This is a genomic window from Actinomadura sp. 3N508 (assembly GCF_044326375.1).
Taxonomy (GTDB): Bacteria; Actinomycetota; Actinomycetes; order Streptosporangiales; family Streptosporangiaceae; genus Spirillospora.
In genome coordinates this window covers 206,255-230,364 of sequence record NZ_JBIRAX010000009.1, presented here as the reverse complement: position 1 = coordinate 230,364, position 24,110 = coordinate 206,255, and the positions used below count along the sequence as shown (strand labels likewise).

Annotated in this window: 22 protein-coding genes and 1 pseudogene; 8 read left to right on the top strand and 15 right to left on the bottom strand. The window is 72.3% G+C overall.

The window, feature by feature from the left end:
• Positions 1 to 6 precede the first annotated feature (6 nt).
• Together ACH34S_RS29460 and ACH34S_RS29455 are read left to right on the top strand one after the other, a co-directional pair.
• The gene (locus ACH34S_RS29460; protein WP_395956082.1) at positions 7 to 1,059 is read left to right on the top strand and encodes a PP2C family protein-serine/threonine phosphatase; all 1,053 of its coding nucleotides are present in this window, start codon (positions 7 to 9) and stop codon (positions 1,057 to 1,059) included.
• A gap of 292 nt (positions 1,060 to 1,351) precedes the next feature.
• Complete coding sequence (locus ACH34S_RS29455; protein ID WP_395956081.1) at positions 1,352 to 3,241, top strand: ABC transporter ATP-binding protein; 1,890 nt, start codon at positions 1,352 to 1,354, stop codon at positions 3,239 to 3,241.
• A gap of 28 nt (positions 3,242 to 3,269) precedes the next feature.
• Here the strand turns inward: ACH34S_RS29455 and ACH34S_RS29450 are convergent, their stop codons facing one another.
• Positions 3,270 to 4,370: a DUF6183 family protein gene (locus ACH34S_RS29450; RefSeq protein ID WP_395956080.1), complete on the bottom strand. Its 1,101-nt coding sequence runs from the start codon at positions 4,368 to 4,370 to the stop codon at positions 3,270 to 3,272.
• A 62-nt stretch (positions 4,371 to 4,432) separates the two neighbouring features.
• On the bottom strand, positions 4,433 to 4,654 hold the full coding sequence (locus ACH34S_RS29445) for a hypothetical protein (RefSeq protein ID WP_395956079.1): 222 nt from the start codon (positions 4,652 to 4,654) through the stop codon (positions 4,433 to 4,435).
• A 223-nt stretch (positions 4,655 to 4,877) separates the two neighbouring features.
• Here ACH34S_RS29445 and ACH34S_RS29440 point away from each other — a divergent pair, with 223 nt between their 5' ends.
• Entirely contained in the window at positions 4,878 to 5,378 is a 501-nt protein-coding gene (locus tag ACH34S_RS29440) for a SigE family RNA polymerase sigma factor (RefSeq protein ID WP_395956078.1), read from the top strand.
• Positions 5,371 to 6,501: a hypothetical protein gene (locus ACH34S_RS29435; RefSeq protein WP_395956077.1), complete on the top strand. Its 1,131-nt coding sequence runs from the start codon at positions 5,371 to 5,373 to the stop codon at positions 6,499 to 6,501. Before ACH34S_RS29440 ends, ACH34S_RS29435 begins: the two co-directional genes overlap by 8 nt.
• Here ACH34S_RS29435 and ACH34S_RS29430 read toward each other — a convergent pair.
• On the bottom strand, positions 6,474 to 7,364 hold the full coding sequence (locus ACH34S_RS29430) for a winged helix-turn-helix domain-containing protein (RefSeq protein ID WP_395956076.1): 891 nt from the start codon (positions 7,362 to 7,364) through the stop codon (positions 6,474 to 6,476). The two genes, ACH34S_RS29435 and ACH34S_RS29430, sit on opposite strands and share 28 nt — an antisense overlap.
• 127 nt (positions 7,365 to 7,491) lie before the next feature.
• Between ACH34S_RS29430 and ACH34S_RS29425 the strand changes: the two genes are divergently transcribed.
• Positions 7,492 to 8,217 (top strand): class I SAM-dependent DNA methyltransferase, encoded by a 726-nt coding sequence (locus tag ACH34S_RS29425; RefSeq protein WP_395956075.1) that lies wholly within the window; start codon positions 7,492 to 7,494, stop codon positions 8,215 to 8,217.
• A 22-nt stretch (positions 8,218 to 8,239) separates the two neighbouring features.
• On the opposite strand, the pseudogene rox reads toward ACH34S_RS29425, so the two are convergent.
• Both rox and ACH34S_RS29415 read right to left on the bottom strand, forming a co-directional pair.
• Positions 8,240 to 9,670: pseudogene (gene rox / locus ACH34S_RS29420) on the bottom strand (rifampin monooxygenase).
• Positions 9,671 to 9,866: 196 nt separating this feature from the next.
• Positions 9,867 to 10,412, bottom strand: a complete 546-nt coding sequence (locus tag ACH34S_RS29415) for a TetR/AcrR family transcriptional regulator (protein WP_395956074.1) — start codon at positions 10,410 to 10,412, stop codon at positions 9,867 to 9,869.
• A gap of 116 nt (positions 10,413 to 10,528) precedes the next feature.
• Between ACH34S_RS29415 and ACH34S_RS29410 the strand changes: the two genes are divergently transcribed.
• Complete coding sequence (locus tag ACH34S_RS29410; RefSeq protein ID WP_395956073.1) at positions 10,529 to 11,380, top strand: alpha/beta fold hydrolase; 852 nt, start codon at positions 10,529 to 10,531, stop codon at positions 11,378 to 11,380.
• The gene (locus ACH34S_RS29405) at positions 11,377 to 12,834 is read left to right on the top strand and encodes an erythromycin esterase family protein (protein ID WP_395956072.1); all 1,458 of its coding nucleotides are present in this window, start codon (positions 11,377 to 11,379) and stop codon (positions 12,832 to 12,834) included. Before ACH34S_RS29410 ends, ACH34S_RS29405 begins: the two co-directional genes overlap by 4 nt.
• A 100-nt stretch (positions 12,835 to 12,934) precedes the next feature.
• On the opposite strand, the gene ACH34S_RS29400 is transcribed toward ACH34S_RS29405, so the two are convergent.
• Positions 12,935 to 13,474: an EF-hand domain-containing protein gene (locus tag ACH34S_RS29400; protein ID WP_395956071.1), complete on the bottom strand. Its 540-nt coding sequence runs from the start codon at positions 13,472 to 13,474 to the stop codon at positions 12,935 to 12,937.
• A gap of 213 nt (positions 13,475 to 13,687) precedes the next feature.
• Between ACH34S_RS29400 and ACH34S_RS29395 the strand changes: the two genes are divergently transcribed.
• Entirely contained in the window at positions 13,688 to 14,143 is a 456-nt protein-coding gene (locus ACH34S_RS29395; protein WP_395956070.1) for a tellurite resistance TerB family protein, read from the top strand.
• 15 nt (positions 14,144 to 14,158) lie between these two features.
• On the opposite strand, the gene ACH34S_RS29390 is transcribed toward ACH34S_RS29395, so the two are convergent.
• The 9 genes from ACH34S_RS29390 to ACH34S_RS29350 all read right to left on the bottom strand — a co-directional run bounded on the left by ACH34S_RS29390 (position 14,159) and on the right by ACH34S_RS29350 (position 24,005).
• On the bottom strand, positions 14,159 to 15,088 hold the full coding sequence (locus ACH34S_RS29390; RefSeq protein WP_395956069.1) for a M56 family metallopeptidase: 930 nt from the start codon (positions 15,086 to 15,088) through the stop codon (positions 14,159 to 14,161).
• On the bottom strand, positions 15,085 to 15,447 hold the full coding sequence (locus ACH34S_RS29385; protein ID WP_395956068.1) for a BlaI/MecI/CopY family transcriptional regulator: 363 nt from the start codon (positions 15,445 to 15,447) through the stop codon (positions 15,085 to 15,087). Before ACH34S_RS29385 ends, ACH34S_RS29390 begins: the two co-directional genes overlap by 4 nt.
• A 207-nt stretch (positions 15,448 to 15,654) precedes the next feature.
• A complete protein-coding gene (locus tag ACH34S_RS29380; RefSeq protein WP_395956067.1) occupies positions 15,655 to 16,245 on the bottom strand; it encodes a snapalysin family zinc-dependent metalloprotease in 591 nt (196 codons plus the stop codon).
• A gap of 263 nt (positions 16,246 to 16,508) precedes the next feature.
• On the bottom strand, positions 16,509 to 17,903 hold the full coding sequence (locus tag ACH34S_RS29375; RefSeq protein ID WP_395956066.1) for a serine/threonine-protein kinase: 1,395 nt from the start codon (positions 17,901 to 17,903) through the stop codon (positions 16,509 to 16,511).
• Positions 17,890 to 20,130 (bottom strand): serine/threonine-protein kinase, encoded by a 2,241-nt coding sequence (locus ACH34S_RS29370; protein ID WP_395956065.1) that lies wholly within the window; start codon positions 20,128 to 20,130, stop codon positions 17,890 to 17,892. Before ACH34S_RS29370 ends, ACH34S_RS29375 begins: the two co-directional genes overlap by 14 nt.
• A gap of 140 nt (positions 20,131 to 20,270) precedes the next feature.
• Positions 20,271 to 21,506, bottom strand: a complete 1,236-nt coding sequence (locus ACH34S_RS29365; RefSeq protein WP_395956064.1) for an ABC transporter permease — start codon at positions 21,504 to 21,506, stop codon at positions 20,271 to 20,273.
• Positions 21,507 to 21,508: 2 nt separating this feature from the next.
• Positions 21,509 to 22,273 (bottom strand): ABC transporter ATP-binding protein, encoded by a 765-nt coding sequence (locus ACH34S_RS29360; protein ID WP_395956063.1) that lies wholly within the window; start codon positions 22,271 to 22,273, stop codon positions 21,509 to 21,511.
• 5 nt (positions 22,274 to 22,278) lie between these two features.
• Complete coding sequence (locus tag ACH34S_RS29355; protein WP_395956062.1) at positions 22,279 to 23,496, bottom strand: efflux RND transporter periplasmic adaptor subunit; 1,218 nt, start codon at positions 23,494 to 23,496, stop codon at positions 22,279 to 22,281.
• The gene (locus ACH34S_RS29350; RefSeq protein WP_395956061.1) at positions 23,493 to 24,005 is read right to left on the bottom strand and encodes a hypothetical protein; all 513 of its coding nucleotides are present in this window, start codon (positions 24,003 to 24,005) and stop codon (positions 23,493 to 23,495) included. Before ACH34S_RS29350 ends, ACH34S_RS29355 begins: the two co-directional genes overlap by 4 nt.
• Between the last annotated feature and the right edge of the window lie 105 nt (positions 24,006 to 24,110).

Sequence of the window (24,110 nt, the reverse complement as noted above, 5' to 3'; positions counted from 1 at the left end):
ACAGCGGTGGACACGCCCGATTGTTCACTTTTCGCATATGCATCGCTACCAACGGCTATCGTCGAGAGTCCGTCTGTTTCCGCGGAGACGAGGCCGCACATGGCACGTTTCAGCTGCAGGGCCGGATTGGCCGCGGCTGCCGCAGTGGTCATGGCCGGTTCAGCGGTCATCTTGCTCAGCGGCCGGCTCGGGGGCGTCGTGGCCGTCGTGGTCGTCCTCGTCGGCGTGCCGGGCGTCTGCCACTACGTTCGGATGTGGGGCGAACTGTCCGATCTGCGGCAGATCAGCGACGTCGTCCAGGATGCCTTGCTGCGCCCGGTGCCCGAGCGCTGTGGTCCGGTACGGGTGCACGCGCGGTACAGCGCGGCGGAGCCCGGGGCCCGGGTCGGCGGCGACCTTTACGAGGTGGTGTCGACGCCGTTCGGAGTGCGCGCCATCATCGGCGACGTGTCCGGTCACGGTCTCGCGGCGGTGCAGATGGCCTCCGACGTGCTCGGCGCGTTCCGCGCGCTGGCCTCGCACGAGCCCCGGCTCGAAGGCATCGGGCGACGGCTCGACGCGTTCGTCGCCACCCGGGTGGGAGAGTTCTCCGAGAAGTTCGTGACCGCGGTGCTCGTCGAGATCCACGCCGACACCGAGACGGCCGCGGTGTGCAGCTACGGCCATCCGTGCCCCCTGATCCTGCATGCCGGAAAGCCGCAGCCGCTCGACGAGTCGATCGCGGTGCTTCCGTTCGGCCTGCTCGATCTTGCGAACGAATGGTGCGCACCTGCGGCGATCCCGTTCCGCCCCGGCGACAGGCTGGTCCTTTACACCGACGGCGCGATCGAGACGTGCGACGAGAACGGGCTCGCCTACCCCTTCGAGCAGCGGCTCGCGGAGCTGCTCACCGCCGATTCCGGAGAGCTGCTCGATCGGCTGCTCGAAGAGCTGAGAACGTACCCCGGCGGTCAGGATCACGACGACATCGCGCTGCTGATCCTCGAATATGAGAAGGCGGCGCCCATCGGTACACCGGGCGCCGAGCAGGTGAACGCCGAGCCGGGCAGCTTGCGCTGAGGGAGCGCCTGCCTTCCGTGCCAGGCTGATGCGGCTACGGCGAGTTGGGCTGATCGCGGCATTCCCTCTTCGAGAGCTTCGGGCGTGTGGCTCTTCGATGGGTGGGCTTCGGGCGGGTGAGGCTGCTGATGGTGGTCGGCATCCCGGGCTCGGAGTACGTCGCCGAAGCGCTGGAATTCTGGAATCGGGGGTCACCCTGGTGTTTCTCCGGTGATCGCCCTGCGCGCCGGAAAATTGTTCGCTTGGCCGGACGGTCTGAGGCAGCATGGGAGCGCAGCGGCATGGAGGGTGGGTGGCTGTGCTCGGAGTACGGGGTGGCTCCAGGGACGGCCGGTCCGCCCGGCAGCAAGCGGTTCTGCTGGCCCTGCGCCATTACCGCGCCGTGCTGCGGCGCGAGTGGCGAATGTCGATTCCGGCGTTGACGCTGCCGGCGTTCGGGAACATCTCCCTGTTCTACCTGACGCCGCTGGCGGTGGCCGCCCTGGTGGGGCATCTGGCCGACGGCGGTGAAAGCGACTTCGAGGCGCTCCTGCCCTATGTTCTCGTCTTCGCCGGACTCGGGTTGACGGGTGAAGTGCTGTGGCGCGTGGGGTTGCATTTCCTCAACCGGGTGAACGGGCGTGGCATCGAATCGCTCGGTATCGACGGCATGGACGAGTTGCTCGCCAAGGACACCGCGTTCTTCCACGACAACTTCGCCGGTGCGCTGACCAAACGGATACTGAGCTACTCCGGCGGTTTCGAACACTTCGCCGACACGCTCACCTTCTCGGTCGTCGCCAATCTGATCCCGCTGTCGTTCGCCTCGGTGATCCTGTGGCGGTATCACCCGCTCCTGGTCGTCGTCCTGCTGGGGCTGATCGTCGTCACCGGCTTCCTGGTGGCGCCGTTCATCCGCCGCCGGCAGGCGCTGGTGGACGAGCGCGAGGCGGCCAGGGTCCGGGTGTCGGGGCACGTCGCCGACGTGATGACCAACATGGAGACGGTCCGCGCGTTCGCCGCCGAGCGACGGGAGGCCGCCGAGTTCCGGGACCGGATCGCCGAGCAGCACCGCCTGTCGCTGCGCTCCTGGGACTACGCCAACCTGCGGGTCGACACGATCGTCGCGCCGATGTCGATCCTGACCAGTGCCCTGGGGCTGCTCGTCGCGGTGGCGCTGCGCGGCGGGCTCGGGGTGGAGGCCATCGTGGTGACATTCTCCTACTACACCCACGCGACCCGGATCATGTTCGAGTTCAACCAGATCTACCGGCGGCTGGAGAGCACGCTCACCGAGAGCGCGCAGTTCACCGAGTTGCTCCTGGAGCCGCCGACGGTCGTGGACGCGGCCGACCCGCAGCCGCTGCGCCCGGCCGACGCCGCCGTCCGCTTCGAGCGGGTGTTCTTCGCGCACGGCGGCGGCCCGCCCCTGTTCGAGGGGCTGGACCTGGAGATCCCGAGCGGCGCCAAGATCGGCCTGGTGGGCCGGTCCGGTGGCGGCAAGACAACCCTCACCCGGCTGCTGCTGCGCCTGATGGACGTCGACGGCGGCCGGATCCTCATCGGCGGCCAGGACATCGCGCGGCTGCGGCAGAGCGATCTGCGCAACCTGATCGCCTACGTTCCGCAGGAACCGGCGATGTTCCACCGGTCGGTGCGCGACAACATCGCCTTCGCGCGGCCGGGCGCCACCGAGACCGAGATCCTCCAGGCCGCGCGGGCGGCGCACGTCACCGAGTTCGTCGAGGGCCTGCCGGACGGGTTCGACACCCTGGTCGGCGAGCGCGGCGTCAAGCTCTCGGGCGGTCAGCGGCAGCGCGTCGCGCTCGCCCGCGCCATCCTCCGGGACGCCCCGATCCTGCTGCTGGACGAGGCGACCAGCGCGTTGGACTCCGAAAGCGAGCTGCTCGTCCAGGAGGCGCTGTGGCACCTGATGCGCGACCGCACCGCGCTGGTCGTCGCGCACCGGTTGAGCACGGTCGTCCGCATGGACCGGCTCATCGTTCTCGATCGCGGCCGCGTCCTCGAAGACGGCTCCCACCGGGACCTCCTCCAGGCCGAGGGGCCCTATGCCCGTCTCTGGCGCCACCAGTCCGGCGGGTTCCTCACCGATGACGCTCTGGACGCCCGGCACGACGCCCGGCACGACGCCCGGCACGACGCCCGGCGTGAGGAGCAGCGGTCTCAGTCTGCGGCCGGCTGACGCGCGGCTTCCGGCAGGCGGGTGCCGGTCAGTCGGCGTCGGTGGCCGCCAGTACGGCCACGGTCCGGCGGTCGGGGCGGAGGGCGGCGATGCCCACGTCCAGCGTCGGAATGATCCGCATGTGCCAGTCCGAGGTGTAGAAGAGCCAGCCGCACCGGTCGGCGGCCTCTTCGATGGCCGTGACGTTGAACTCCTGGACGTCGGCGAGCGCGGCGAGCGACTCCCAGGACGCGCGTCGCGCGTATGCGCCGTGCATGCCCGGCCCGTAGGCGCCGCCGCCGGCCGCCGCGCCGAAGAGCCTGCGCAGGACGTCCGCGGTGGTCACCCTGCGCACGCCGGTCACGGCCGGGCCGGTGCTCGCCGCGGGGAGGGCGCTGAGCAGCGACGAGCCGAACTCGCCGGCGGCGATGGGACGTCCGAGCCGGAACAGGCGGGCCTCGATGTCCTCGGCGTCCGCCGTCCAGTCGCGGAAGGCGCTGCGCGCCCGTGACGAGTCGGGCCAGTCGACGGCCTCCGCTGCGATGGCGAGGCCGGGAGGTCCCGGCGCCTCCGGCGCGTCGTCGCCGGGCAGGCACCATGCGGGCTTCGGCGGCTCGGGGTAGGCGGTCAGGGCGTGCTCGCGCTCCGCGGGGGCGGGGCGCAGCGGCAGGTCCGCGAGCGGATGCCCGGCCGCGCGCAGCCGCTCGGCGAACTCCGTCGCGGACGTCGCGTCATGGCGCAGCGCCGTCTCCTGCAGCAGGCAGGCCGCGAGCTCGTCCGCGGGGTCGGCGTCGTCGAACACGGCGAGCAGGTGCTCGGGAGGCTGCCCGCAGGCGAGCAGTTCCGCGACCTCGGGCAGGCCGTACCGGACGTCGGCCCAGGCCCGGCCCTGGACGGCGAGCGCGCGGACGTTCGCGACCCGGTCCGCGTCACCGGGCGCGAGCGCCAGCCGCCGCAGCGCGACCTCGAACCCGTACCGCATCGGATAGGTCGGCCGGGTCACCTGGAGCAACGCGCCGAGCAGCGCTTCGAGCCATTCGGGCGCCGCCTTCTGGACGGTGTTGTCGGTCACTTTGACCGCCCGGTTCCAGTGCGGGTCCTTGTAGGTGTTCGCCAGCCCCATCCGCCGGACGGCCTCCGCGATCTCCATTCCGCACGTCTCCCATTCCGGCCGCCGTCGCCTTCAAGGCGAAGCGGCATTCACGCGCCGAGCTAGTAGAGGATGTCCTTCCCGCTGGAATTCCACGCGTTCGTGAGCCCGCCGGCAGGATCTCCGATCTCCAGATACTCCGGCCGGTGGGCTATCGCACCCGGCTCATCCCCCTGCCATTCCACGGTGATGTAGTCACCCTGGCGAATGACCGTCTCCGCTGCCATCGGCTCGAAAACCACGGCGAGAGGTTCCGGTCCGTACGAATAGATCTGAAAGCGCACGTTGCACCTACCCGAAATAGTCACGCCACACTGATCGGCGCGGAGTTGGCGGTTTTACAGTTAATGGGCTCCAATTTCGGGATTGTAGCGGAGGGCGCGACCGCAAAGGATGGGCAAGCCGGGGGCGCGTCCGGTCCGGGCGGGAGAACATGCGTGGGCTCGGCCGCCGTCGCGTGCAGCGCGGGGGCCGGGTCGCGTGTCCTTGGGTGTGAGGAGGTGCATCGTGCCGGACGACGAGCTGGCCCGGTTCGACGATTTCGTGTCGAGCCGGTTGCCGGCGCTCTACCGATACGCCTGCGCGCTCACGGGTAACCGGCACGACGCCGAGGACCTCGTTCAGGAGGCGCTGGCCAGGACGGGCGCCGGGTGGCGGCGGGTGCGGCGCAAGGACGACCCGGAGGGCTATGTCCGCATGACGATGGTGCGGCTCATGCTCAACCGGCGGCGGCGCGACCGGGAACGGCTGGTGGCCGACCCGCCCGATCGGGCGGCCGATGACCGGCGGCTGGACGGTGTGACGGAGCTGGCCGCGACCCAGGCGGTGCTGGCGGGGCTGCCGAGGGGGATGCGGGCCGTGCTCATGCTGCGCTACGTCGACGAGTTCAGCGACGAGCAGATCGCCGACGTGCTCGGATGCAGCGCCAGCACGGTGCGGAGCCAGGCGTGCCGTGCGCTCGCCAAGCTGCGGGCCGCAGCCGACACCCAGGAGGAACCACATGGATGAGTTCGAGCGGACGGTCGGGAAGCTGCTGACCTCGCCGTTCAAGGACGAGGACCCGCCGGCGCCGCTGCAGGGCCGGATCTTGCGGCGCACGGCGGCGGCCCGTCGCCGGAGGGTGGCCGCCGGCGGCATGGTGGCCGCCGCGGTCGCGGGCCTCGGTCCGGTTGCGGTCATGCAGGCCGTCCCGGAGCGGGCCCCCGCCGATGACCTCGCGCCCGTGACGGCGACGGACCTGGGCGCCATTGTCAAGCGCGGCACGATCGTGCGGATTCCGCGAGAACTGCCGAACAAGTCGCCATTCGAGGCAATGGCTCTGAACAAGGACGGCACCGTTCTCGGCGTTCCCCAAGCGGGCGATGGCGGGAATGACGCGCGGTCCACCGGAATCTGGCGCGCGGGCCCGGATGGCGGCCGTCCCGCACTCGTCGCCGAGACCGCGCCCGGCACGCGCGCCTACCTGTGGGCAATGGCGGCCGGGGACGCCGGTTACCTTTGGCCCGACGGTGAGCGGCTTTCCTGCCGCGGACCCGCCGGTGCCGGGCCGTCCCGCACCCTCGACGCGGCCTGGGGTGGACGAGACCGGTTCTTCGCCGACGGCCCGGCCTTCGTCTGGGGCCGCAACGCCGACGTCTTGAGGGTGGCGACCTCCTGCGGTGGCGAGACAAGGACCTATTCGGTCGGCGGGACGCTGGAAGGGTTCTCCTTTCCTTATGCGATCGTCCGGGCGGGGGCCGGTCTCCGGCAGGTCGACGTGCGGGACGGCGCCGTCCGTGACCTCGTCCGGCTGGGGGCCTCGGCCGACCCGGTTCTCGCGGCGAACTCGCGCCTCATCGCCTGGGCGGACGGCGGCGCGCTCACGGTGCTCGACAGGGGCGCCGGCACCTCGCGCCAGGCCGTCCGGACGCTGCCGCACGCCGCGGACCCCACCTATTCGGGCCGCATCACCGCAGGTGACCGGGTCGTCGTCTACACGGCCGAACATCAGGACGAGGATGTGGCCGAGTCGGTGCTCTTCGACGTCCGGACCGGCCGGAAGGTCAGGGTCGGCGGCGAGGCGTGGGCCGCGGGCGGCTGGCTGCTGTGGCGGGAGGGCGCCGACTACCGTCTCGCCCGAGTGCGGTCCTGACCGCCGGCGAGCGCGCCGATGAGGAGGGTGGCGGCGAGACCGCCGGCCAGTGCCCAGAAGCGGGACCACGGGCGGCAGGTCCCGGGTGGTCGCGTACGCGGTCGTCGCCGGTCGACGGTCCGCTCCAGGTCGGCCAGGTCGGTGGCGACGAGCAGGTGGCCGGCACAGGCGGGGAGGACGAGCACCCGCCATGACCGGCCGTTCTCGTCGTCGGTGAGCGTGGAAGGCCGCCCGCTGCGGGCGGCCAGCTCGGCGGGGCTGTCGGGCATATCGCGCGGGAGCGGCGGGGCGGCCTCGTCCTGGACGGTGCTCACCAGCCTCCCGTCCTTGGCGCGCAGCTGCATCGCTGTGGTGCTCGGCAGGCCGCGCGCCCTGCCGCCCGCGTCGTCCAGCTCGTCCACCATCCCGACGGCGATCCGCCTGAGCCGGTCGTCGGTCTCGCCGCGCAGGTGGCTCCGCAGCGCCGAGACGCTCACCACGCTGATCACCACCAGGGCGAGCGCCACCAGCGCCAGCACGACCGCGATGAGCCTCGTCCGGAGGGAGACCCGTGCCGCCGGGCGGCGCGGCACGCCGGTCACCTCGGCACGCGCAGCACGTGACCCGCCCGCGCAGCGTGCGGGTGAGCCGCGGCTCGGTGGTGTCGACCTTGCGCCGCAGGGCGCCGACAGGACACGTCCCGCGTTGGCCATGAAATGGCGCAGCAGCTTGAACTCGGTCGGCGACAGCGGGATGGGATCCCCGGCCCGCCACACCTCGTGCGCGTTCTCGTCCAGCTCGATGTCGGCGAACAGCAGCCGGGCGGGCCGCTCGGCGGCGCCGTCCCGGAAGCGGCGCAGCGCCGCCTCGATGCGGGCGACCAACTCCTCGGCCGCGGACCCGGTCCTCCACTGCGTCGCGGGCGGTGAGGTACAACACCGGCGTCCGGTCATGGGCCCACGGTGCCCGCCCTTCCTGAAGACTCGGCGACAGTCCGAGTAGCCTTGACCGGTGTTCTCGGCTCAAGGTCCTTCTCTGCGCGAGCTGGCGATCCAGGCCCTGTCCTCGGTCGAGGACGCCTATGACCTGCTCGCGCCCAAGTTCGACCACACACCGTTCCGCACCCCGGACAGCGTGCTCGCCGCGACCGCCGACGAGCTGCGCCCGCTCGGGCCGTTCGATGCGGGTCTGGACGTGTGCTGCGGCACCGGCGCGGGAATGCACGTCCTCCAGCCGCTGTGCAAGGAACGGATCTGCGGTGTCGATTTCAGCACCGGAATGCTTGAGCAGGCGCGCAGCGCGCATCCGGACGCCGAATGGGTGCGCGCCGACGTCCGGGCCCTGCCCTTCGACGCGGGCTTCGACCTCGCGGTCAGTTTCGGGGCGCTCGGGCATTTCCTGCCCGCCGAACGTCCGCCGCTGTTCTCCGGGGTGTACCGCGCATTGCGGCCGGGCGGGCTGTTCGCGTTCCCGATCGGTGCGCCGCCGCCCATCGGCTCGGGTGTGTATTGGACGCTCCTCGGATTCGACGTGGTCATGCGGATTCGCAATGCGGTGTGGCGCCCGCCGTTCGTCATGTATTACCGGACCTGGCCGCTGCACGCCCTCCGCGACGAGATGACCGCGGCCGGATTCACCGTGACGACCGTCCCCCTGCACCCCATGGGGCAGCGGGCGGACGGCAGCGCGCGGTACCGGCTCGTACTCGCGCGCAAGCCCGCGAGCACGAGCCGGTAACCGGCCTGTAGCGGCCGGGGCGTCAGGCGGCTGCGCCGAACCAGCGGGGCAGGTGGTCGAGGAGGTCCTGCTGGTCGTCGCCGGCCCACGCCACGTGGCCGTCCGGGCGTAGCAGCACGGCCGGTGCGTCCAGCTCGTCGGCGTGGTCGACTACGTGGTCGACCCGGTCCGCTCAGCCCGCCGCCGAGAGCCGTCCGGTCTGGTCGAGCAGCAGGCCGCGGCCGCCGTGCGTCAGCTCGTAGACGCGACCTCGCTTCAGCTCCATGTCCCGTAGCCGGCGGCCGGCGAGCGGATGCCCGCCGGACCCGTCGCCGAATTCGTAGCGGACGCCGATCGCGATGAGTTTCTCGGTCAGGTGGCGGTTCACTTCCTCGAAGTCCATCAGCTCCGACATGAGCCTGCGCACCGACCGGGGGCCCGCCCCGCCGGCCATGAGCTCGGTCTGCGCGCGGACGTTGTCCAGCACCTCGGCGGCCACGGGGTGCCGTTCGGCGTGGTAAGTGTCCAGCAGCCCGTCCGGCGCCCAGCCGCCGACCGCGGCGGCGAGCTTCCAGCCGAGGTTGAACGCGTCCTGGATGCCGAGGTTGAGGCCCTGCCCGCCCAGCGGCGGGTGGACGTGCGCCGCGTCGCCCGCCAGCAGCACCCGGCCGGACCGGTAGCGCTCGGCCAGCCGGGTCGCGTCGCCGAAGCGCGACAGGCGGCGCGGCGAGTGCACGCCGAAGTCGGTCCCGGCGTAGGCCCGGAGCTGGCGTTTGAACTCCTCCAGGGTCGGCGGGGCCGTGCGGTCGGCGGCCACCCCTTCAGCGGGCACGACGACGCGGTACGCGCCCGCCATGGGGCCGACGCCGAACCGCAGCTGCGTCTTGCGGACGTCCGCGACGATGGCCGCGATCGTCGCGGGGTCTTCGGTCGCCTGCATCTCGCCGAGCAGCGTGTCGGCCCGCGTGGGCTCGCCGGGGAAGCCGACGCCGAGGAGCTTGCGCACGGTGCTGCGGCCGCCGTCGCAGCCGACGAGGTAGCGGGAACGCAGCCGGGTGCCGTCGGCCAGCTCGGCGGTCACCCCCGCGTCGTCCTGGCTCAGCCCGGTCAGCTCGCTGCCGCGCCGGATCTCGGCGCCGAGTTCGGTGGCGCGCTCGGCCAGCAGGCGATCGGTGACGGGCTGCGGGATGCCGAGGACGTAGGGGTGCGTGGTGTCCAGCTTGCTGGGCGGGGGCTTGGGAATGGCGGCGAAGAAGCCGCCGATCGGGTACTTCTGGCCGTGCGCGAGGAACCGTTCCAGCAGGCCGCGCTGGTCCAGCACTTCGATGCTGCGCACGTGCAGGCCGAGCGCGCGGACGAACGAGCTCGGCTCGGCGTCCCTTTCCAGGACGAGCACCCGCACGCCGTGCAGCCGCAACTCGCTCGCCAGCATCATTCCGGTCGGTCCGCCCCCGGCAATGATCACATCAATCATGAACCGCCCATTCGCTGAGGTTGTTTCCGGCCGCAGATTCTCCGGTACGACCCGGGGCTTGCCGCAAGCCCCCCGATGCGCTATAGATTGAAAGTGGCAGGGAGTTGCGGTCTCCCTGCCTTTTTGCTGCCCGCGGGCGAATTGGCCCGCCGGCTCGGCGTTGCGCGGCTCAGCGGCGCGGCTCAGCTTGCGCGGGCTATCGCTGTAGGGCGTCAAGGAACGGTTCTACGACCGCCATCACTTCGCGGCGGGCGGCGGCGGGGTCGTCGGCGGCGCTGATCAGGAGGGCGGTCTCGTCCGCGATCGCGAGCAGCGCGTGGGCGAGCACCTTGACCGGCAGCTCGCGGACCGTCCCGTCGGCCATCCCCTGGGCCAGAAGGCCCTCCATCATGCCGAGGATGTGGCGCTGGCAGATCTCGCGCCAGCGGGCCCAGCCGACCACGGACGGCCCGTCCACCAGGAGGATGCGCTGGAGCTCGGGGTCCTCGCAGGCGTCGAGCCAGGCGAGCATGGCGCGGGTCATCGTCTCCCGGATGTCGCCCTCGGGGGCCGTGGCCGCCGCGTCCGCCACCCGGCGCGCGGCCTCGCCCTCCAGCTCGTCGAGGACGGCGACGAACAGGCCGGTCTTGTCGTCGAAATGGTGGTAGAGCGCGCCGCGGCTGACGTCCGCCGCGCGGACGATCGTGTCGGTGCCGACACCGGCGAAGCCGTGCTCGGCGAAGAGCTTCCGGCCGGCGCGCACGAGGGCCGCCCGGGTGGTGGCCGAGCGGTCTGCTTGCGTTCGACGAGCTTGTTTCATACAGTCTGTCCGTAAGATACATGCAGGTTGTATGTTACTTAACTTAGGAGGTGGGCCGGATGGAAAAGATCGATCTGCCCCACGGAACCGTAAGCTACCGGGCCGCCGGTCCGGAGGACGCCGCGTCGCCGCCGGTCGTCTTCGTCCACGGCTTCCTGGTCGACGGCTCGCTCTGGTCGGGCGTCGCGGACCTGCTGGCCGCCAAGGGCGTCCGGTCCTACGCGCCGCAGTGGCCGCTCGGCGCGCACCGCGTGCCGGTGCCCGGCGCCGACCAGTCGCCGCGGGGCGTCGCCCGGCAGATCCTGGCGTTCCTCGAAGCCCTCGACCTCACCGACGTCACCCTCGTCGGGAACGACACCGGCGGCGCGCTGTGCCAGTACGCCGTCGACACCGACGCGAGCCGCATCGGCCGTTTGGTGCTCACCAACTGCGACGCCTTCGACACCTTCCCGCCGTTCCCCTTCAACGTGATCTTCCAGCTCCTCAAGGGCCCGCGCCGCCTCCGGTTCAACCTGCAGCCGATGAAGCTGCGCGCGTTCCGGCACTCGCCGCTCGGGTTCGGCCTCCTCGCGCGCGAGTTCGACCCGGCGCAGTCCCGCGCCTGGATCGAGCCGGCGCTCACCGACGCGGCCGTCCGGTCGGACGCGGCCCGCTTCCTCCAGGCCGTCGATCCGCGCGAGCTGAACGACGTCGCGACCCGGCTCGCCGCCTTCCGCGGCCCCGTCCGGCTGGTCTGGGGCACCGCCGACCGGGCGTTCAAACCGGCGCTCGGCAGGCGGCTGGCGGAGGCGTTCGGCGGCGCCGAGTTCGTCGAGGTCCCCGGGGCGCGGACGTTCGTCCCGCTCGACGCGCCGCAAGCGCTCGCCGACCAGATCGCCGGCATCGCCACGTCCTCGAAGGAGCAAGCATGACCCGCGAGACAGCAGGGCGGAGCCACGCCCACGGGCTCTCCCGCCGCGCGCTGATCACCGGCGGCACCGCCGCGGCCCTGTCCTTAGGTTTGCCGAGAGCCGCCGGTGCCACGGCCCCGGCGGGCGGAGACGCGCTCGCCGCCTGGCTGGACCGGCACGCGCTGCCGCTCCCCCGCCTCGACGCCGCAGGCCCGCTGGACGACCTGCGGGCGCTGCGTCCGCTGATCGGCGACGCGCGCATCGCCGGGATCGGCGAACCGGTGCACGGCAGCCACACGGTGACGACCCTCAAGCACCGCGTGGCCCGGTTCCTGGTGGAACGGCTCGGCTTCCGGACGATCGCCTGGGAGGAGAGCTGGGCCACCGGAGTCGCCATCGACCGCTACGTCACCACCGGCTCGGGCGACGCCGCCTCGGTGGTCGGCGACGCGATGTTCATGCTCCGCAGCCACGGCATCCTCGAACTGGTGGCGTGGATGCGGGAGTTCAACGAGGGCCGTCCGCCGCACGACCGGGTGCGCTTCCTCGGCGCCGACGTCCTGGAGCTGCGGCAGCGGCTGTACGACGAGATCCGCGTATACGTGCGGGACGTCGCGCCGGACCGGTACGCCGAGCTCGACGGCCACCTGACGGAGATCGCCATGCGCGGCGGGCATCGGGACCATCTGATCTGGTACAACGACCCCGATTTCACCGACGAGCTCAAGCGCCCGTACATCGACCACGCCCGCGCCGTCCTCGACCTGGTCCGCCGCACGGACCCCGGACGAGCGGCGGGTTCGGGCCCTGGACGGTCGGCGGGTTCGGGCCTCGGGCGGGCGGCGGTCTCGTGGGGCGACGCCGTTCAGCACGCGGTGGCCCTCGTCGGCTGGTACGAGTCCTACACCACCGCCGGTGATCGGCGGGACACGCGGGAGCGCTACATCGCCCGGTTCATCGAGTCCTGGCGCCGCCGGACCGGCCATCGCATCGTCTACAGCGCCGCCAACGCGCACACCGCGGGCGTCGAGGAGCAGGTGGTCTCGTTCCCCGACGAGTACCCCGGACCGGACGTCACCCGGCGCCGGATGGCGGGCGGCATCCTGCGGCGCGTCCACGGGCGGCGGTACCGCTCGGTCGCCACCGTCTTCGACCACGGGGACGTCCTCACCGGCTGGGAGCGGGGCGGGCCCAAGGTCTACGCGATGCCGTCCCCGCACGAGTCGTTCATCGACCGCGACCTCGGCTCGGCGGCCCTGCCCGACTACCTGGTCGACCTGCGGCACGGTGCCCCGCCGCCGGTCCGGCGCCGCCTCGACGGGCCCGCCAAGCTGCGCACCGTCAGCGCCGCCTACTTCCCCGAGAACGACGCCGAGTACTACCACGTGGTCGGCTCGCTGTCGGGCGCGTTCGACGCGATCCTGCACATCGACCGGATCGCCCCGACCCGCCTGCTGCCCGCCTCGGAATCTTGACGGAGGCGGCCCCATCGGCCGGCCTGCGCAGACCCGCGCGACAGCACGAGACCGGGTCGCCATCGAAAGCCCGATGACGGCCCGGTCCCATCAGATCCGGTCAGTGGGATCCGCCGAGAAATGACTTCGTTTCGGGGTCGATTTCGAAGTAGAACTTGAGCCAGGCCCTCCGGTACTCCTCCGCGGAGATGGTGCCGTTTCCGTCGGCGTCCATATCGGCTGCGGCCTGGCGTGCCTCGTCCGGGGTGAGGCCGGCGTTCTGGAGGAACGTCTGGAGTTCGGCCAGGTCGATCTGCCCGTTGTCGTCGGTGTCGACGACCGCGAACTCTGCCCCGGCCGCCTCCGCGATGCTCTCGGTGAAGAGCGGTCCGGCGCTCATCCCGCTGGACATGGCGTTGATGAATTCCTCGCGCGTGACGCGTCCGTCGGAGTCGGCGTCGGCGTAGCGGGTGAGGACCTCCCAGAAGCGCTGGTAGGCGGCGTGAAGCGCCTGGCTCTTGGCGGAGTCGGCGGGAACGTTCCCGGCCTGCACGATGCCACTGGCGAGCGCCGCGATATCGCTCGACTCGATCGCCCCGCTGTGGTCGGCGTCGAACAGATCGAAGGTTCGGCCGTACCGGAATGCCGCGCTGTCGCTCATGTGAGCCCTCCCGAGGTCACCGTGCCGGACGCAGGACGTAACCGTAGCCTCACGCATGGTGCCCGTTGAATAGCGGAAAGTGGCCCAGGCCGTAGCCGCGGATGGACATTGGCCATACCTCCGCGCCCACGCCCTCGGATGGCGCGGCGCGCCTACTACGGGTGTAGCAGGTCCGTTAGGGTCGGACGGGACGGACCACGAGCGGAGGAACCGATGCCTTTCTGGGACAAGCTGCGCCAGCAGCTCCCGACCCTGCAGTCGCAGCTGCTCAGCAAGAAGAACGACCTGAAGAGCGGCGCGTTCCGGGACGCGAGCATGGCGATGTGCGCGCTGGTCGCCGCCGCCGACGGCAGCGTCGACCCGGCCGAGCGGCAGCGGACCGCGTCCCTGATCACGAGCAACGAGGTGCTGAAGAACTTCCCCGCGGACGACCTGCAGCGCCGCTTCAACGACAACGTGTCGAAGCTGACCGCGGACTTCGACTTCGGGAAGGTCTCCATCCTGCAGGACATCGGCAAGGCCAAGAAGAACCCCGACGAGGCGCGTGCCGTGATCCAGATCGGCATCATCATCGGCGGCGCGGACGGGAACTTCGACGCCACCGAGAAGGGCGTCGTCCGCGAGGCGTGCTTCGCGCTGGGCCTCAACCCGTCCGAGTTCGAGCTCTGACCGCCGCCCGCGTTCTCAGCGGAGCGCGAGCAGGGCCAGCAGGCAGGACAGGGCGGCCTGGTCGAGCTGGAGGGTCGCGGCGGTCAGCGAGCTGGTGACGAAGCCGTTGCCCATGAACAGCAGCGGGCCGGTGACCGCGTTCCTGTCCGGTGGCGTGCCGAGCAGCGCCTCGACGCGCTCGACGACGCCGGACTCGGCGAACGCGATCGCCGGTCCGGCGGGCGGTTCCGCGGGACGTCCGGCGGCCGGACCGGCGGGCGGCGGCGGGTGGGCGAGGGCGGCCTTGGCGATCGTGCGGGCGACGAGCGCGCGGTCGCCGGTCGCCTCCGCCGCGTCCTCGTCGGCCCACCGCTCCACCGCGAGCCGCAGCCGCTCGTTCAGCGGCCGGAGCGGCCGCAGCACCGCCGCGCCGAGCGCACCGGCCGCCGCATAGCGGTGGTGCCGGTGCCGCAGGTGGGACGACTCGTGCTGGAAGACGACATGCAGTTCGGTGGCGGTGAACGTCCGGAGCATGCCCTTGGACAGCAGCACCCCGCCGTGCCGGCCCGGGACCGCGACGGCGATCGGGACCTCGGTCTGCAGCGGCTCCCGCGCCTGCGCTCGGGCGGTGCGCAGCTCGTCCAGCCAGCTCGCGGCGGCCCGGGCGGCGGCGAGCAGCCCGGCGGCGGACAGGACGGTCGCCGGGATCCCCACCACGGCCGGGACCGGCGCGTCGTCGCCGAACAGCGCCCACTCGGGGACGTGCGCGGCGGCGGACGGCGCGAGCGTCGCCGCGTAGTTGATCGCCACGAAGATGCCGGTACCGAGCGCGGCTACCGCGGTCATCGCGCCGGTCGTGGCCAGGAGCCGCGCCGACCAGGACGGATGCAGGGGCAGCCGCGTCCGGCCGAGCGCCGAGCTCAGCGCCAGCATGATGGCGAGGGGCATGAAGGTGAACCAGGTCACCTGCTCTCCTCCGGCCGGTCGAGGAAGTCGCGCAGCTGGCGCGCCTCCTCGTCCGTGAGCGTCTGGACGAACCGGTTCAGCACCCCGCCGGGATCGCTGGCATGGCGGAGGTGCTCGCGCATGCGGTCCGCGACGAGTTCCGACTCGTCGACGGCGAGCCGGTAGCGGTAGTGGCGGCCCGCCCGCGTCCGCGACACCAGCTTCTTCTCATGCAGCCGGTGCAGGATCGTGTTGACCGTCGTGTACGCCGGGTTTCCGTCGAGCCGTTCGACGAGCTCGGCGGTCCGGGCCGAGCCGCCGAGCCCGGCCAGCGCCGCCAGCACCTCCGCCTCCAGCTGACCCAGCGGCCTACGCGACAACGGCTTCTCCCTCCACGGTCGCCTCCGCCACGAGCCGCGGATAGAACGGCGGGCAGACGAATCTGCTTTGTAGCAGATCGGGCGGCCGGAATGGAGTACGGCGGCCGGACGGCCACCGCGGATGCCCGGTCACGAGCATCCGCGGTGTGCGTTCACGGGCACGCGCGGGGCGAGCTCACGGGCACGCGCGGTGTGCGCGGTGTGCGCTCACGGCGCGTCGACCATGAGGCTCCCGGCGAAGGGGAAGTTCGCGGCGGCGGCACGGGCGCGGGCGCGGTAGTTGGCCTCGGCGCGCGCCTTCTCCGTGGCGTTCGGAAGGGCGTTCTTGCAGCTCACCCCGCCGGTCGACCCGGACATCAAGGACGAGCACGGTCCGGGCTTCATGTCGGGCAGGCCAAGGCTGTGACCCAGCTCGTGGGAGGCGATCCGGGTGAGGTCGTACCCCTGGGTGACGGCTTGGCGGCCGTACCACACCTGGACGCGTCCACCGGGCCGGACGGGACCGAGGATGGCGCGCGGCCACCCGTTGTCGGCGATGATCTGGATCTCCGCCCGGCCGCCGGGCTGGGCCTTGACCAGCTCGACGTTCTGGAGGTTGTCGTTCCACACCTTGACGCCGGCGGCGATCGCGTCCTTGAACTCGGCGGCCTGGCTGTCGTCGTAGTACAGCGTCGTCTGCAGGACGGGGCGGGGAGCCGGGGCGGGCGCCTTGGCGGGAGCCGCCGCGGCCGCCGGGGCCACGGACAAGGTGATCGCGGCGGCGGCGATCATTGCGCCGACGCTCAGCTTTCGCAGCATGCGGGGGGCCTCCTGGTTCGAGGGGTGGGAGCTACTGCGGGTGACCCGCGTTGGGTCGGCCCGAGCATATTGGCGGCACCTCTACACAACAACTGGCGTGAACTGTCATAGATATCGCCTTCGACATGGCAGTTCTGCGCATCCGGGCACCATGCGGCGGGCCGGATTGCTACCACATTTGTCGTAGGATCGGATCCGGCCATTGAATTGATTAATATGGGGCCGGCGCGATCAATCAGGTGCCGTAAATCGGTGCGGCGGGATCAGACGGCTCCTTTGTAGGAATCGGAGACGTCCTTGCTTTCGCTGGAGCCTCCCGCGCTTGAGCGCTCGGTCCCGTCCACGATCACTTTGGTGACGAAAGTGCCCGCGCCGAAGCGGTAGTCGATCCGCCAGGCGACGCGCTGCGGCTCGGCCGGTATCTGGACCACCCGCCGGTAGGGCAGCCGCTGGTTCCGCACCGTCACGCTCTGCCCGTTCACGGTGGTGGTCAGCGATCTGAGGGGGCTCGTCCCGAAGATGTAGAACTCCAGCGTCCGGGTCGCCGGGGCGGATGCCGGGGCCGTCCGGCCGGTGGCGGGGGTGCTGCTCGGCCGGGCCGTGGCCGTCTCGGGTTCGTCGTCCGGGGACAGCAATTGCGGGACGACGAAGGCCAACGCCAATGCCGCGGCGCAGGCGCCGCCCAAGAGCGCCAGAGGGCGGCGGCGTGCGCCTCTTGGAACGGGAACGGGAACGGGAACGGGAGCGGGAGTGGGTGTGGGATTGGGAATGGGTGTTGCGTTCGGGGTCGGGAGCGGGGCGGGCGTCGGGGGGTTGGCCGCTTCGCTCGCCCGGCGGTCGATCTCTGCCCGCACGACCGGCGGCAGATGGCGGGCCGAGTGGGCCCCGGCACCCGCGAGGGCCAGCTCGGCGGCCAGTTCGGGCACCGTGGGCCGGGTGGACGGGTCGGGACGCAGGCAGCCGGAGATCAGCGCCCGGAGCCGGTCGTCGGCGATCCCGTCCAGCCCTCCCTCGCCGGACGGCGGCCGTCCCGTGCAGGCGTGCGCAAGCGTCGCGCCGAAGGAGTAGACGTCGCTCGCCGGGGAGACCGGCCGCCCGCCCGACTCCTGCTCCGGCGCCATGAATCCCCAGGTCCCGGCCGGTTCTCCGCCGGGCGGGGCCGCGCCGGGACGCAGGTCGGCGGCGATCCCGAAGTCGATCAGCCGTGGCCCGTCGGCGGTCAGCAGGACGTTCGCCGGCTTCAGGTCCAGGTGGACGATCCCGGCGCCATGGACGGACGCGAGCGCCTCCACGATCCCCGCGGCCAGCGGGATCACCAGGCCGGGCGGCATCCGCCCGCCGAGCAGCCCGGCCGCTTCCCGCAGCGACACCGACGGCAGGAACTGCGTCGCGAGCCAGGGGCGTGCGGCGTCGGGGTCGGCGTCCAGGACGCCCGGGCTGTAGCGCCCGCTGACCGTCCGGGTGGCCGCCACCTCGCGGCGGAAGCGTTCCCGGTACCCGGGCTCGCGGGCGAACTCGGCGTGCATCAGCTTGACCGCGACGGGACGGCCGCTCCCGGACCGCCCGAAGTAGATCATCGCCATGCCGCCCGCGCCGATCCGGGCCAGGATCCGGCAGCGGCCGGCCGTCCGCGGATCGGACGGCTCAAGACCCCGCACGGGGACCTCCGTCCGGTGGGGCGACGGCTTCCACGGTGCCCGCCCGGGTGCCGACGAAGACCAGTCCGGCGGTGCTCGCGATCACGGGATCACGATCGATCTGGGCCTTGTGCGTCCACAGGATCCGTCCGTCGGCCGCGTTCAGGGCGTACAGCGTGCCGGTGTGCGAGCATGCGGCGAACAGCGTGCCACCGGCCAGGGCGAGCTCGCTGTCGTCGTCGAGGAAGCGGGACCAGCGCTCCGCACCGGTCGCGGGGTCGATGGCGACCACGCTGCCGTGCCCCCCGTCGGCGTACAGCACGCCGCCGGACGAAATGAGCGACGAGCCGTTGAACCAGGTCGGGCCGCGTCCCTTCCGCCAGGCGAGCGTCCCGTCGGCGGCGCGGAGCGCATGCAGGACGCCCTCCCGGTCGCCGACGAAGACGAAGCCGTCGCCGACCAGGAACGCGTAGGTCAGGTAGTCCCGGAGGTCAAGCGGGTGGGCCCAGCGCTTCCGTCCGCTGCGCGGGTCGAGCCCGACCACCTCGGTCTTGTTCACGGCGGCGACCAGGGCGGAGTCGGCGGCCAGCCCGGTCTCGGGGGACACGTCCGCGACCCAGCGCGTCCTGCCGTCGCGCACGCCCACCGCCCTGATCGGCCCCTCGTACCCGAAGCAGGCCACCGGCCCGGAGATGACCATGTGCACCGTCCCCTCCCGGTAGTTGCCCTCCCAGCGCGTCCTGCCGGTGGCGGCGTCGACCGCCGTCAGCCATGGCTGTATGGGATTGCTGAGGTATACCGAATCGCCGAAGGCATGGCTCCCGTTCCCCGCGTGCTCTTTCCACAGGGTCTTTCCGGTCTGGACGTCCAGGGCGCGAACGTCGTTCTCCTGCCCTTCCGCGACCACCACGCCGCCCGCGATGGACACCTTGGGGTAGTAGTCGCTCACCTTGGCCTTCCAACGCAGGACACCCTGCGGGGGCGGGGTCGGCGACGAGCCCTTCGGTGATCGCCGGGCGCTCGCACGCGGCGATTCGGTGTCGCGGGCCCGGACGACCGCCACCGCGCCGATGGCCGCGAGCGCAAGCGGCGCTGAGACGACCAGCGCCCGCCGGCTGAGTTGCTGCGGCATCCCCGGCCGGGAGGGCGGGGTGGGCGGTGAGGTGTCGTCTGCCGGAGCACCGTCGGATGCGGTGGCGTGCTCACGCTGTGACTGCTCGCGTCCAGCCGCCGGATCCGCGGTTTCCGGTTCGTCCGTCTCCGCGTCGAGGACGTGTAGCGCGTCCCCGGCGAGCGGTTTCGCTAGCCGCTCCTCCGGCCGGACTTCCGGACGAGCCTCCGGCCAGACCTCCGGCCGGACTTCTGCGGCGCGGCGGTCGATCGCTTCCGCCAGGGCGGCGGGCAACCATCCGGTGCCGTGGTCAGGGGACGGCGGTGCGTCCTCGCCGATCCGGTCGAGCATGTCGAGGATCTGGACGGCCGAGGGCCGCTCCCCCGGGTCCCGGCGCAGGCAGGCCGCGATCAGACCCGCAAGCCCGAGGTCGGTGACGCCGCCGAGATCCGCCCGCGCCTCGGCGACGCGGCGGCGCATGGTGGCCGCGTCGCCGCGTCCGAACGGTTCCCGCCCCGTCGCCGCGTACGCCAGGACGGCGCCGAACGAGAAGACGTCGCTCTCCGGACCGGCCACGCCCCCGGACGCCTGCTCGGGCGACATGAAACCCGGTGTCCCGAGGACGGCGCCGACCTTCGTGATCGCCGTGCCGCCGTCCGGCCGGGCGATCCCGAAGTCGATCACCCGCGGGCCGTCGGCGGTCAGCATGATGTTGCCGGGCTTCAGGTCCCGGTGCGCCAGCCCGGCGCGGTGGATGTCGGCGAGCGCCTCGGCCAGCCCCATGGCGAGGACGCGGGCGGGCACCGCCGGGAGGGCACCGAACGTCCCGACCGCCTCCCGCAGCGTCAGCCCCGGGAGGTAGGCGGTGACCAGCCACGGCATGGCGGCGTCCGGGTCGGCGTCCAGGATCGGGGCGGTGAACGCCCCCGTCACCGTGCGCGCCGCGGCCACCTCCCGGCGGAACCGGGCGCGGAACACCGCGTCGGCCGCGTACCGCTCCTTGATGATCTTGACGGCGACCGGCCGGCCGGCGGGCGAGCGGCCGAGGTAGACCACGCCCATGCCGCCCGCGCCCAGCCGGCCGAGCAGCCGGTATCCGCCAACCTGGCGCGGGTCGCCCGGCCGGATCGGGTCCACTGCCTGCTGACCTCCGTCGCCCTGCCGCCCTCCGCCGCCCTGGCACCGGGATGCCGACCGGAGGGTCCGGTTCGTCCGTCCGACGAACGCTACATGGGACGTGGACGGCGGGGCCCGGCACCGCCCACGGCCGGGCCGGGTCAGGCCGTTCGCAGGGCCTCGGTCGGGGACAGCCGGGCGGCGCGGAGCGCGGGGATCAGCCCGGCGATCGCGCCGATGAGGACGGCCGAGCCGATACCGCCCGCCCACGCCTCGGCCGGGATGACGACCGTCCAGCCCTTGACGGCGGCGTACACGGCGGTCGCCACCCCCCCGGCGGCCACGCCGGCCACGCCGCCGAGCACCGCCAGCATGATCGCCTCCGCCAGGAACTGGCCGCGGATCTGTCCCCGCGTCGCGCCGAGCGCGCGGCGCAGCCCGATCTCCGAGCGGCGCTCCAGCACCGAGATGATCATGATGTTGGCCACCCCGACCGCCCCGACGATCAGCGCCACCACGCCGAGTCCGAGGAACAGGCTGTTGAAGGCCCCCTTCGCGGCGGCGCGGGCGGTGAGCGCGTCGGAGGGCTGGCTCACGTTGACCTCGTTCGGCGCCTCGGGATTCGCGGTCCGGGCGAGCACCGCCTGGACCTCGCCGACCGCGTCGGTCTCCGCCCGGACGTAGAGCGTGCTCGGCGGACCGTCCGCCGGCTCGCCGCGGGCCATGGCGGTGTGGCCGAGATAGCGCCGCGCGGCCGGATATCCGACCAGGGCGCTGGTGTCGACGTCCGGCGCGAGCGTCGCGGAGGTGAGGACCCCGGCGACGTAGAACCACTGCCCGTCCAGCCATACGCGCTGCCCGGGGTGGACGCGGCTGATCCCCAGCCGCTCCGCCGCCGCCGCGCCCAGCACGACGACCGGCTGCGTCGCCGTCGCCTCGTTGAGCCAGCGGCCATGGGCGACGCCGGCGCCCGCCACCCGCGGCAGGTTCAGGCTCGCCGCCCGCACCTTCAGCCCGTTGGTGTTGATCGCCGGTATCAGCGGGCTCCGGTAGACCTTCGCGTCGCCGACCGCGCCGGTGTGCGCCACCTCCTCGACGGACGCGAGCCGCGCCACCCGGCCGGGCGCGGCGACCGGCATGACCGCGGCCTCCTGGGAGAAGCTCTGGCCGGTCTTGACGGTCAGCAGGTTCGTGCCGAGCCGGTCGATCTCCGCGAGCAGCCCGGCCTGGGACGACGCCGACAGCCCGAGGACCGCGACGATCGCCGTGGTGCCGATCGCGATCCCGAGCGCGGACAGCGCGGCCCGCAGCGGCCGGGCGCGCAGCCCGGTGCTCGCCACCCGGGCCTGGTCACCGGCGCGCAGGCGGGCCGGAACGAGCTGGGTCGGAATCCGCATCGTCACTCCACCTCTCCTGACCCGCCGTACGCGGCGGCTATGGGGGCGGGGGGCGTGCCGCTGTCGGAGACGATCCGGCCGTCCAGGACGTGCACCTGGCGGGGCAGCCGCGCGGCCAGGTCACCGTCGTGCGTGATCATGATGATCGTCGCGCCCTCGGCGTTGAGCTCGCGCAGCAGCTCCAGGATCGAGGCGCCGGTGCTGCTGTCGAGGTTGCCGGTGGGCTCGTCGGCGAGCACGATCGCGGGCCTGCCGACCAGCGCGCGGGCGATGGCCACGCGCTGCCGCTCGCCGCCGGACATCTTCGTCGGGCGGGAGTCGCGGCGATGCGCGAGCCCGACCCGGTCGAGCGCGTCCGCGGCCCGGCGCCGCCGCTCGCCGGCCTCGACGCCCGCGTACAGGAGGCCGTCCGCGACGTTCTCCAGGGCGGTGGAATGCTCGGCCAGGAAGAACTGCTGGAACACGAACCCGATGCTGCGGGCGCGCAACGCGGCGAGCTCCCGGTCGCCGAGCCCGGCCGCGTCGACCCCGTCGATCCGGACCAGCCCGTCCGTGGGACGCTCCAGCGTGCCCATGACGTGCAGGAGCGTCGTCTTCCCCGACCCCGACGGCCCGACGATGGCGACAAGCTCGCCGTGCCGGACGGTGAAGCTCACACCGCGCAGCGCGGGCACGGGCGGCTGCCCTCCGTAGACCTTGGTGACACCGGCCAGCTCCAGCGCGGGCGCCGGGCCGTCCTGCCCGGGGGTCTTGTTCGTATGGTTCATGGGGTTCATGAGGCGGGCACCACGACCTGATCGCCGGGGGCCAGGGCCCCGGACACCTGGACGAGCCCGTTGCCGCTGTCGAACATGCCGAGCGTCACCGGAACCAGGCGGCGCCGGCCGTTCGCCGGGTCGGCGACCTCGACCACGTAGCCGCCTCCCGCCTTGCCCATCAACGCGGTGACCGGGACGATCAGCGCCTTCGCGATCCCGTCGGTCGTGATCTGCACCCGGACCGGGGCCTCGTCCAGCTTCCCGGCGTCCTTGGGGCGGGTGAGCGCGATGTACACCGGGAGCGTGGAGCCGGACGAGTCCTTCTTGGCGCCGTCCTCGTCGTCAGCGGATTTCGCGACCGTCCCGATACGGCTCACCTTGCCCGGGGTCGTCCTGTTGTCCGGAAGGATGATCTGGGCGCGGTCGCCGACCTTGACCTGGGACTGCTGACCGGGGGCGAGCTCCACCGTCACCTGCCGCCGGGCGGAGGTCGCCTGCGCCACCTGCCCGCCCGGCGCCGCCCGCGTCCCGGCCTTGGCGAGCGCCTTCGTCACCAGGAGCGGACCCGGCAGGAACACCGCGTCGCCGAGGTCGAGCCGCCCGGTCTGGACGACGCCCAGCGCGTCCTGCAGTTCGGCGACCGCCTCCGCCGTCTCGGATCCGTAGTGGTCCGAGCGGGGATCGATCTCGGTCTTCTCGGCGTATCCGAGCTTCACGAGGTTCGCGTTGAGGTCGCGCACCTCGCGCCCTTCGTCGCCCACCGAGAGGGCACGGTAGGCCGGTGTGCCGCCGCAGATCAGCACCACCGGCTTCTCGTCCGCGCGGTACAGCGTCTTGCCGCAGCCGATCTCCCTGCCTTCGCCGGGGACCCAGGTGTAGATGCCTTTGGCCTGGTTGACGACGGCGTAGGGGGTTCCGTCCCGATGGGCCGCGTACGAGAGCGTCCCGCTCAAGGTCACCTGCGTGGACAAGGCCCCTTCCCGGACGGCCACCAGCGAGGTGCCATCGGCAGAGGACGCGGGCCGCGCGCCGTCCCCATCACCGAAGGGCCCCAGGACGGCGACGGCGGCACCCGCACCGGCCAGCACCAGCCCGCCCGCCCCGGCGAGAACCTTCCGCCGTCCACCCCGGCGTTGCTGCCGGCGGCCTGGCCCCGGAACCCCGGCGGCATCGGCAGGCGGCCCGGCGGCATCGGCCGTCCCGGAAGGCGCCTCATCGATGTCGGCGCTCATCCCCCACCGCCCGCCGGCCGCAACGACCGGCATGCCTGCTCGGCGGCCTTGAACTGCGGCGAGTCGAGATCGACGGAACCCGGGTCCAGCTTTCCGTCCTGGGGGTCGGGGAACTCGGGCACCCCGTTCTTACGAATGCACTGCGCGTACTTCAGCATCTTGCCCTGCAAGGACGGATCCTGCTGTGACGTCCATCCAGGCGGACGCACCGACTCACATTTCTTCTCCGCCTCCTTGAACTGCGGGGAATCGGGGTTGATCTTCCCCTTCGGCATGCGGAACTTCGTCCCGTCAATGGGGTCCGGCCAATCCGGGACGCCGTTCTCGCGCATGCATTGCGCGAACTTCACATACTGATCGTTGCCGTTACCGGCGGCGGCACCACCGCCCGCCGCGGCCCCCGAACCGCTCCCGCCGGACGGGTCGTCCGACCCGCCGCAGGCCGCGAGCACCGGCAGCAGCAGCATCGCGAGCGCCACCAGCGGCCGTTTCGCCTTCGCCGTCGACATGCAGTCGTCTCCTTCACATCCGTAGATGGGTGCTGGAGGCCATTTCTAGGCAACGGGCGGTCACACCACGGTCCGAGCGCCTGTGACCCGGCTGTGACCGCGGCG

Excerpts from the sequence above, each read along its gene's own strand:
- ACH34S_RS29450 (WP_395956080.1), bottom strand. The coding sequence starts at position 4,370 with ATGGAGATCGCGGAGGCCGTCCGGCGGATGGGGCTGGCGAACACCTAC.
- ACH34S_RS29435 (WP_395956077.1), top strand. The coding sequence starts at position 5,371 with ATGGATGAGTTCGAGCGGACGGTCGGGAAGCTGCTGACCTCGCCGTTC.
- ACH34S_RS29410 (WP_395956073.1), top strand. The coding sequence starts at position 10,529 with ATGGAAAAGATCGATCTGCCCCACGGAACCGTAAGCTACCGGGCCGCC.
- ACH34S_RS29405 (WP_395956072.1), top strand. The coding sequence starts at position 11,377 with ATGACCCGCGAGACAGCAGGGCGGAGCCACGCCCACGGGCTCTCCCGC.
- ACH34S_RS29400 (WP_395956071.1), bottom strand. The coding sequence starts at position 13,474 with ATGAGCGACAGCGCGGCATTCCGGTACGGCCGAACCTTCGATCTGTTC.
- ACH34S_RS29395 (WP_395956070.1), top strand. The coding sequence starts at position 13,688 with ATGCCTTTCTGGGACAAGCTGCGCCAGCAGCTCCCGACCCTGCAGTCG.
- ACH34S_RS29380 (WP_395956067.1), bottom strand. The coding sequence starts at position 16,245 with ATGCTGCGAAAGCTGAGCGTCGGCGCAATGATCGCCGCCGCCGCGATC.
- ACH34S_RS29365 (WP_395956064.1), bottom strand. The coding sequence starts at position 21,506 with ATGCGGATTCCGACCCAGCTCGTTCCGGCCCGCCTGCGCGCCGGTGAC.
- ACH34S_RS29360 (WP_395956063.1), bottom strand. The coding sequence starts at position 22,273 with ATGAACCATACGAACAAGACCCCCGGGCAGGACGGCCCGGCGCCCGCG.
- ACH34S_RS29355 (WP_395956062.1), bottom strand. The coding sequence starts at position 23,496 with ATGAGCGCCGACATCGATGAGGCGCCTTCCGGGACGGCCGATGCCGCC.
- ACH34S_RS29350 (WP_395956061.1), bottom strand. The coding sequence starts at position 24,005 with ATGTCGACGGCGAAGGCGAAACGGCCGCTGGTGGCGCTCGCGATGCTG.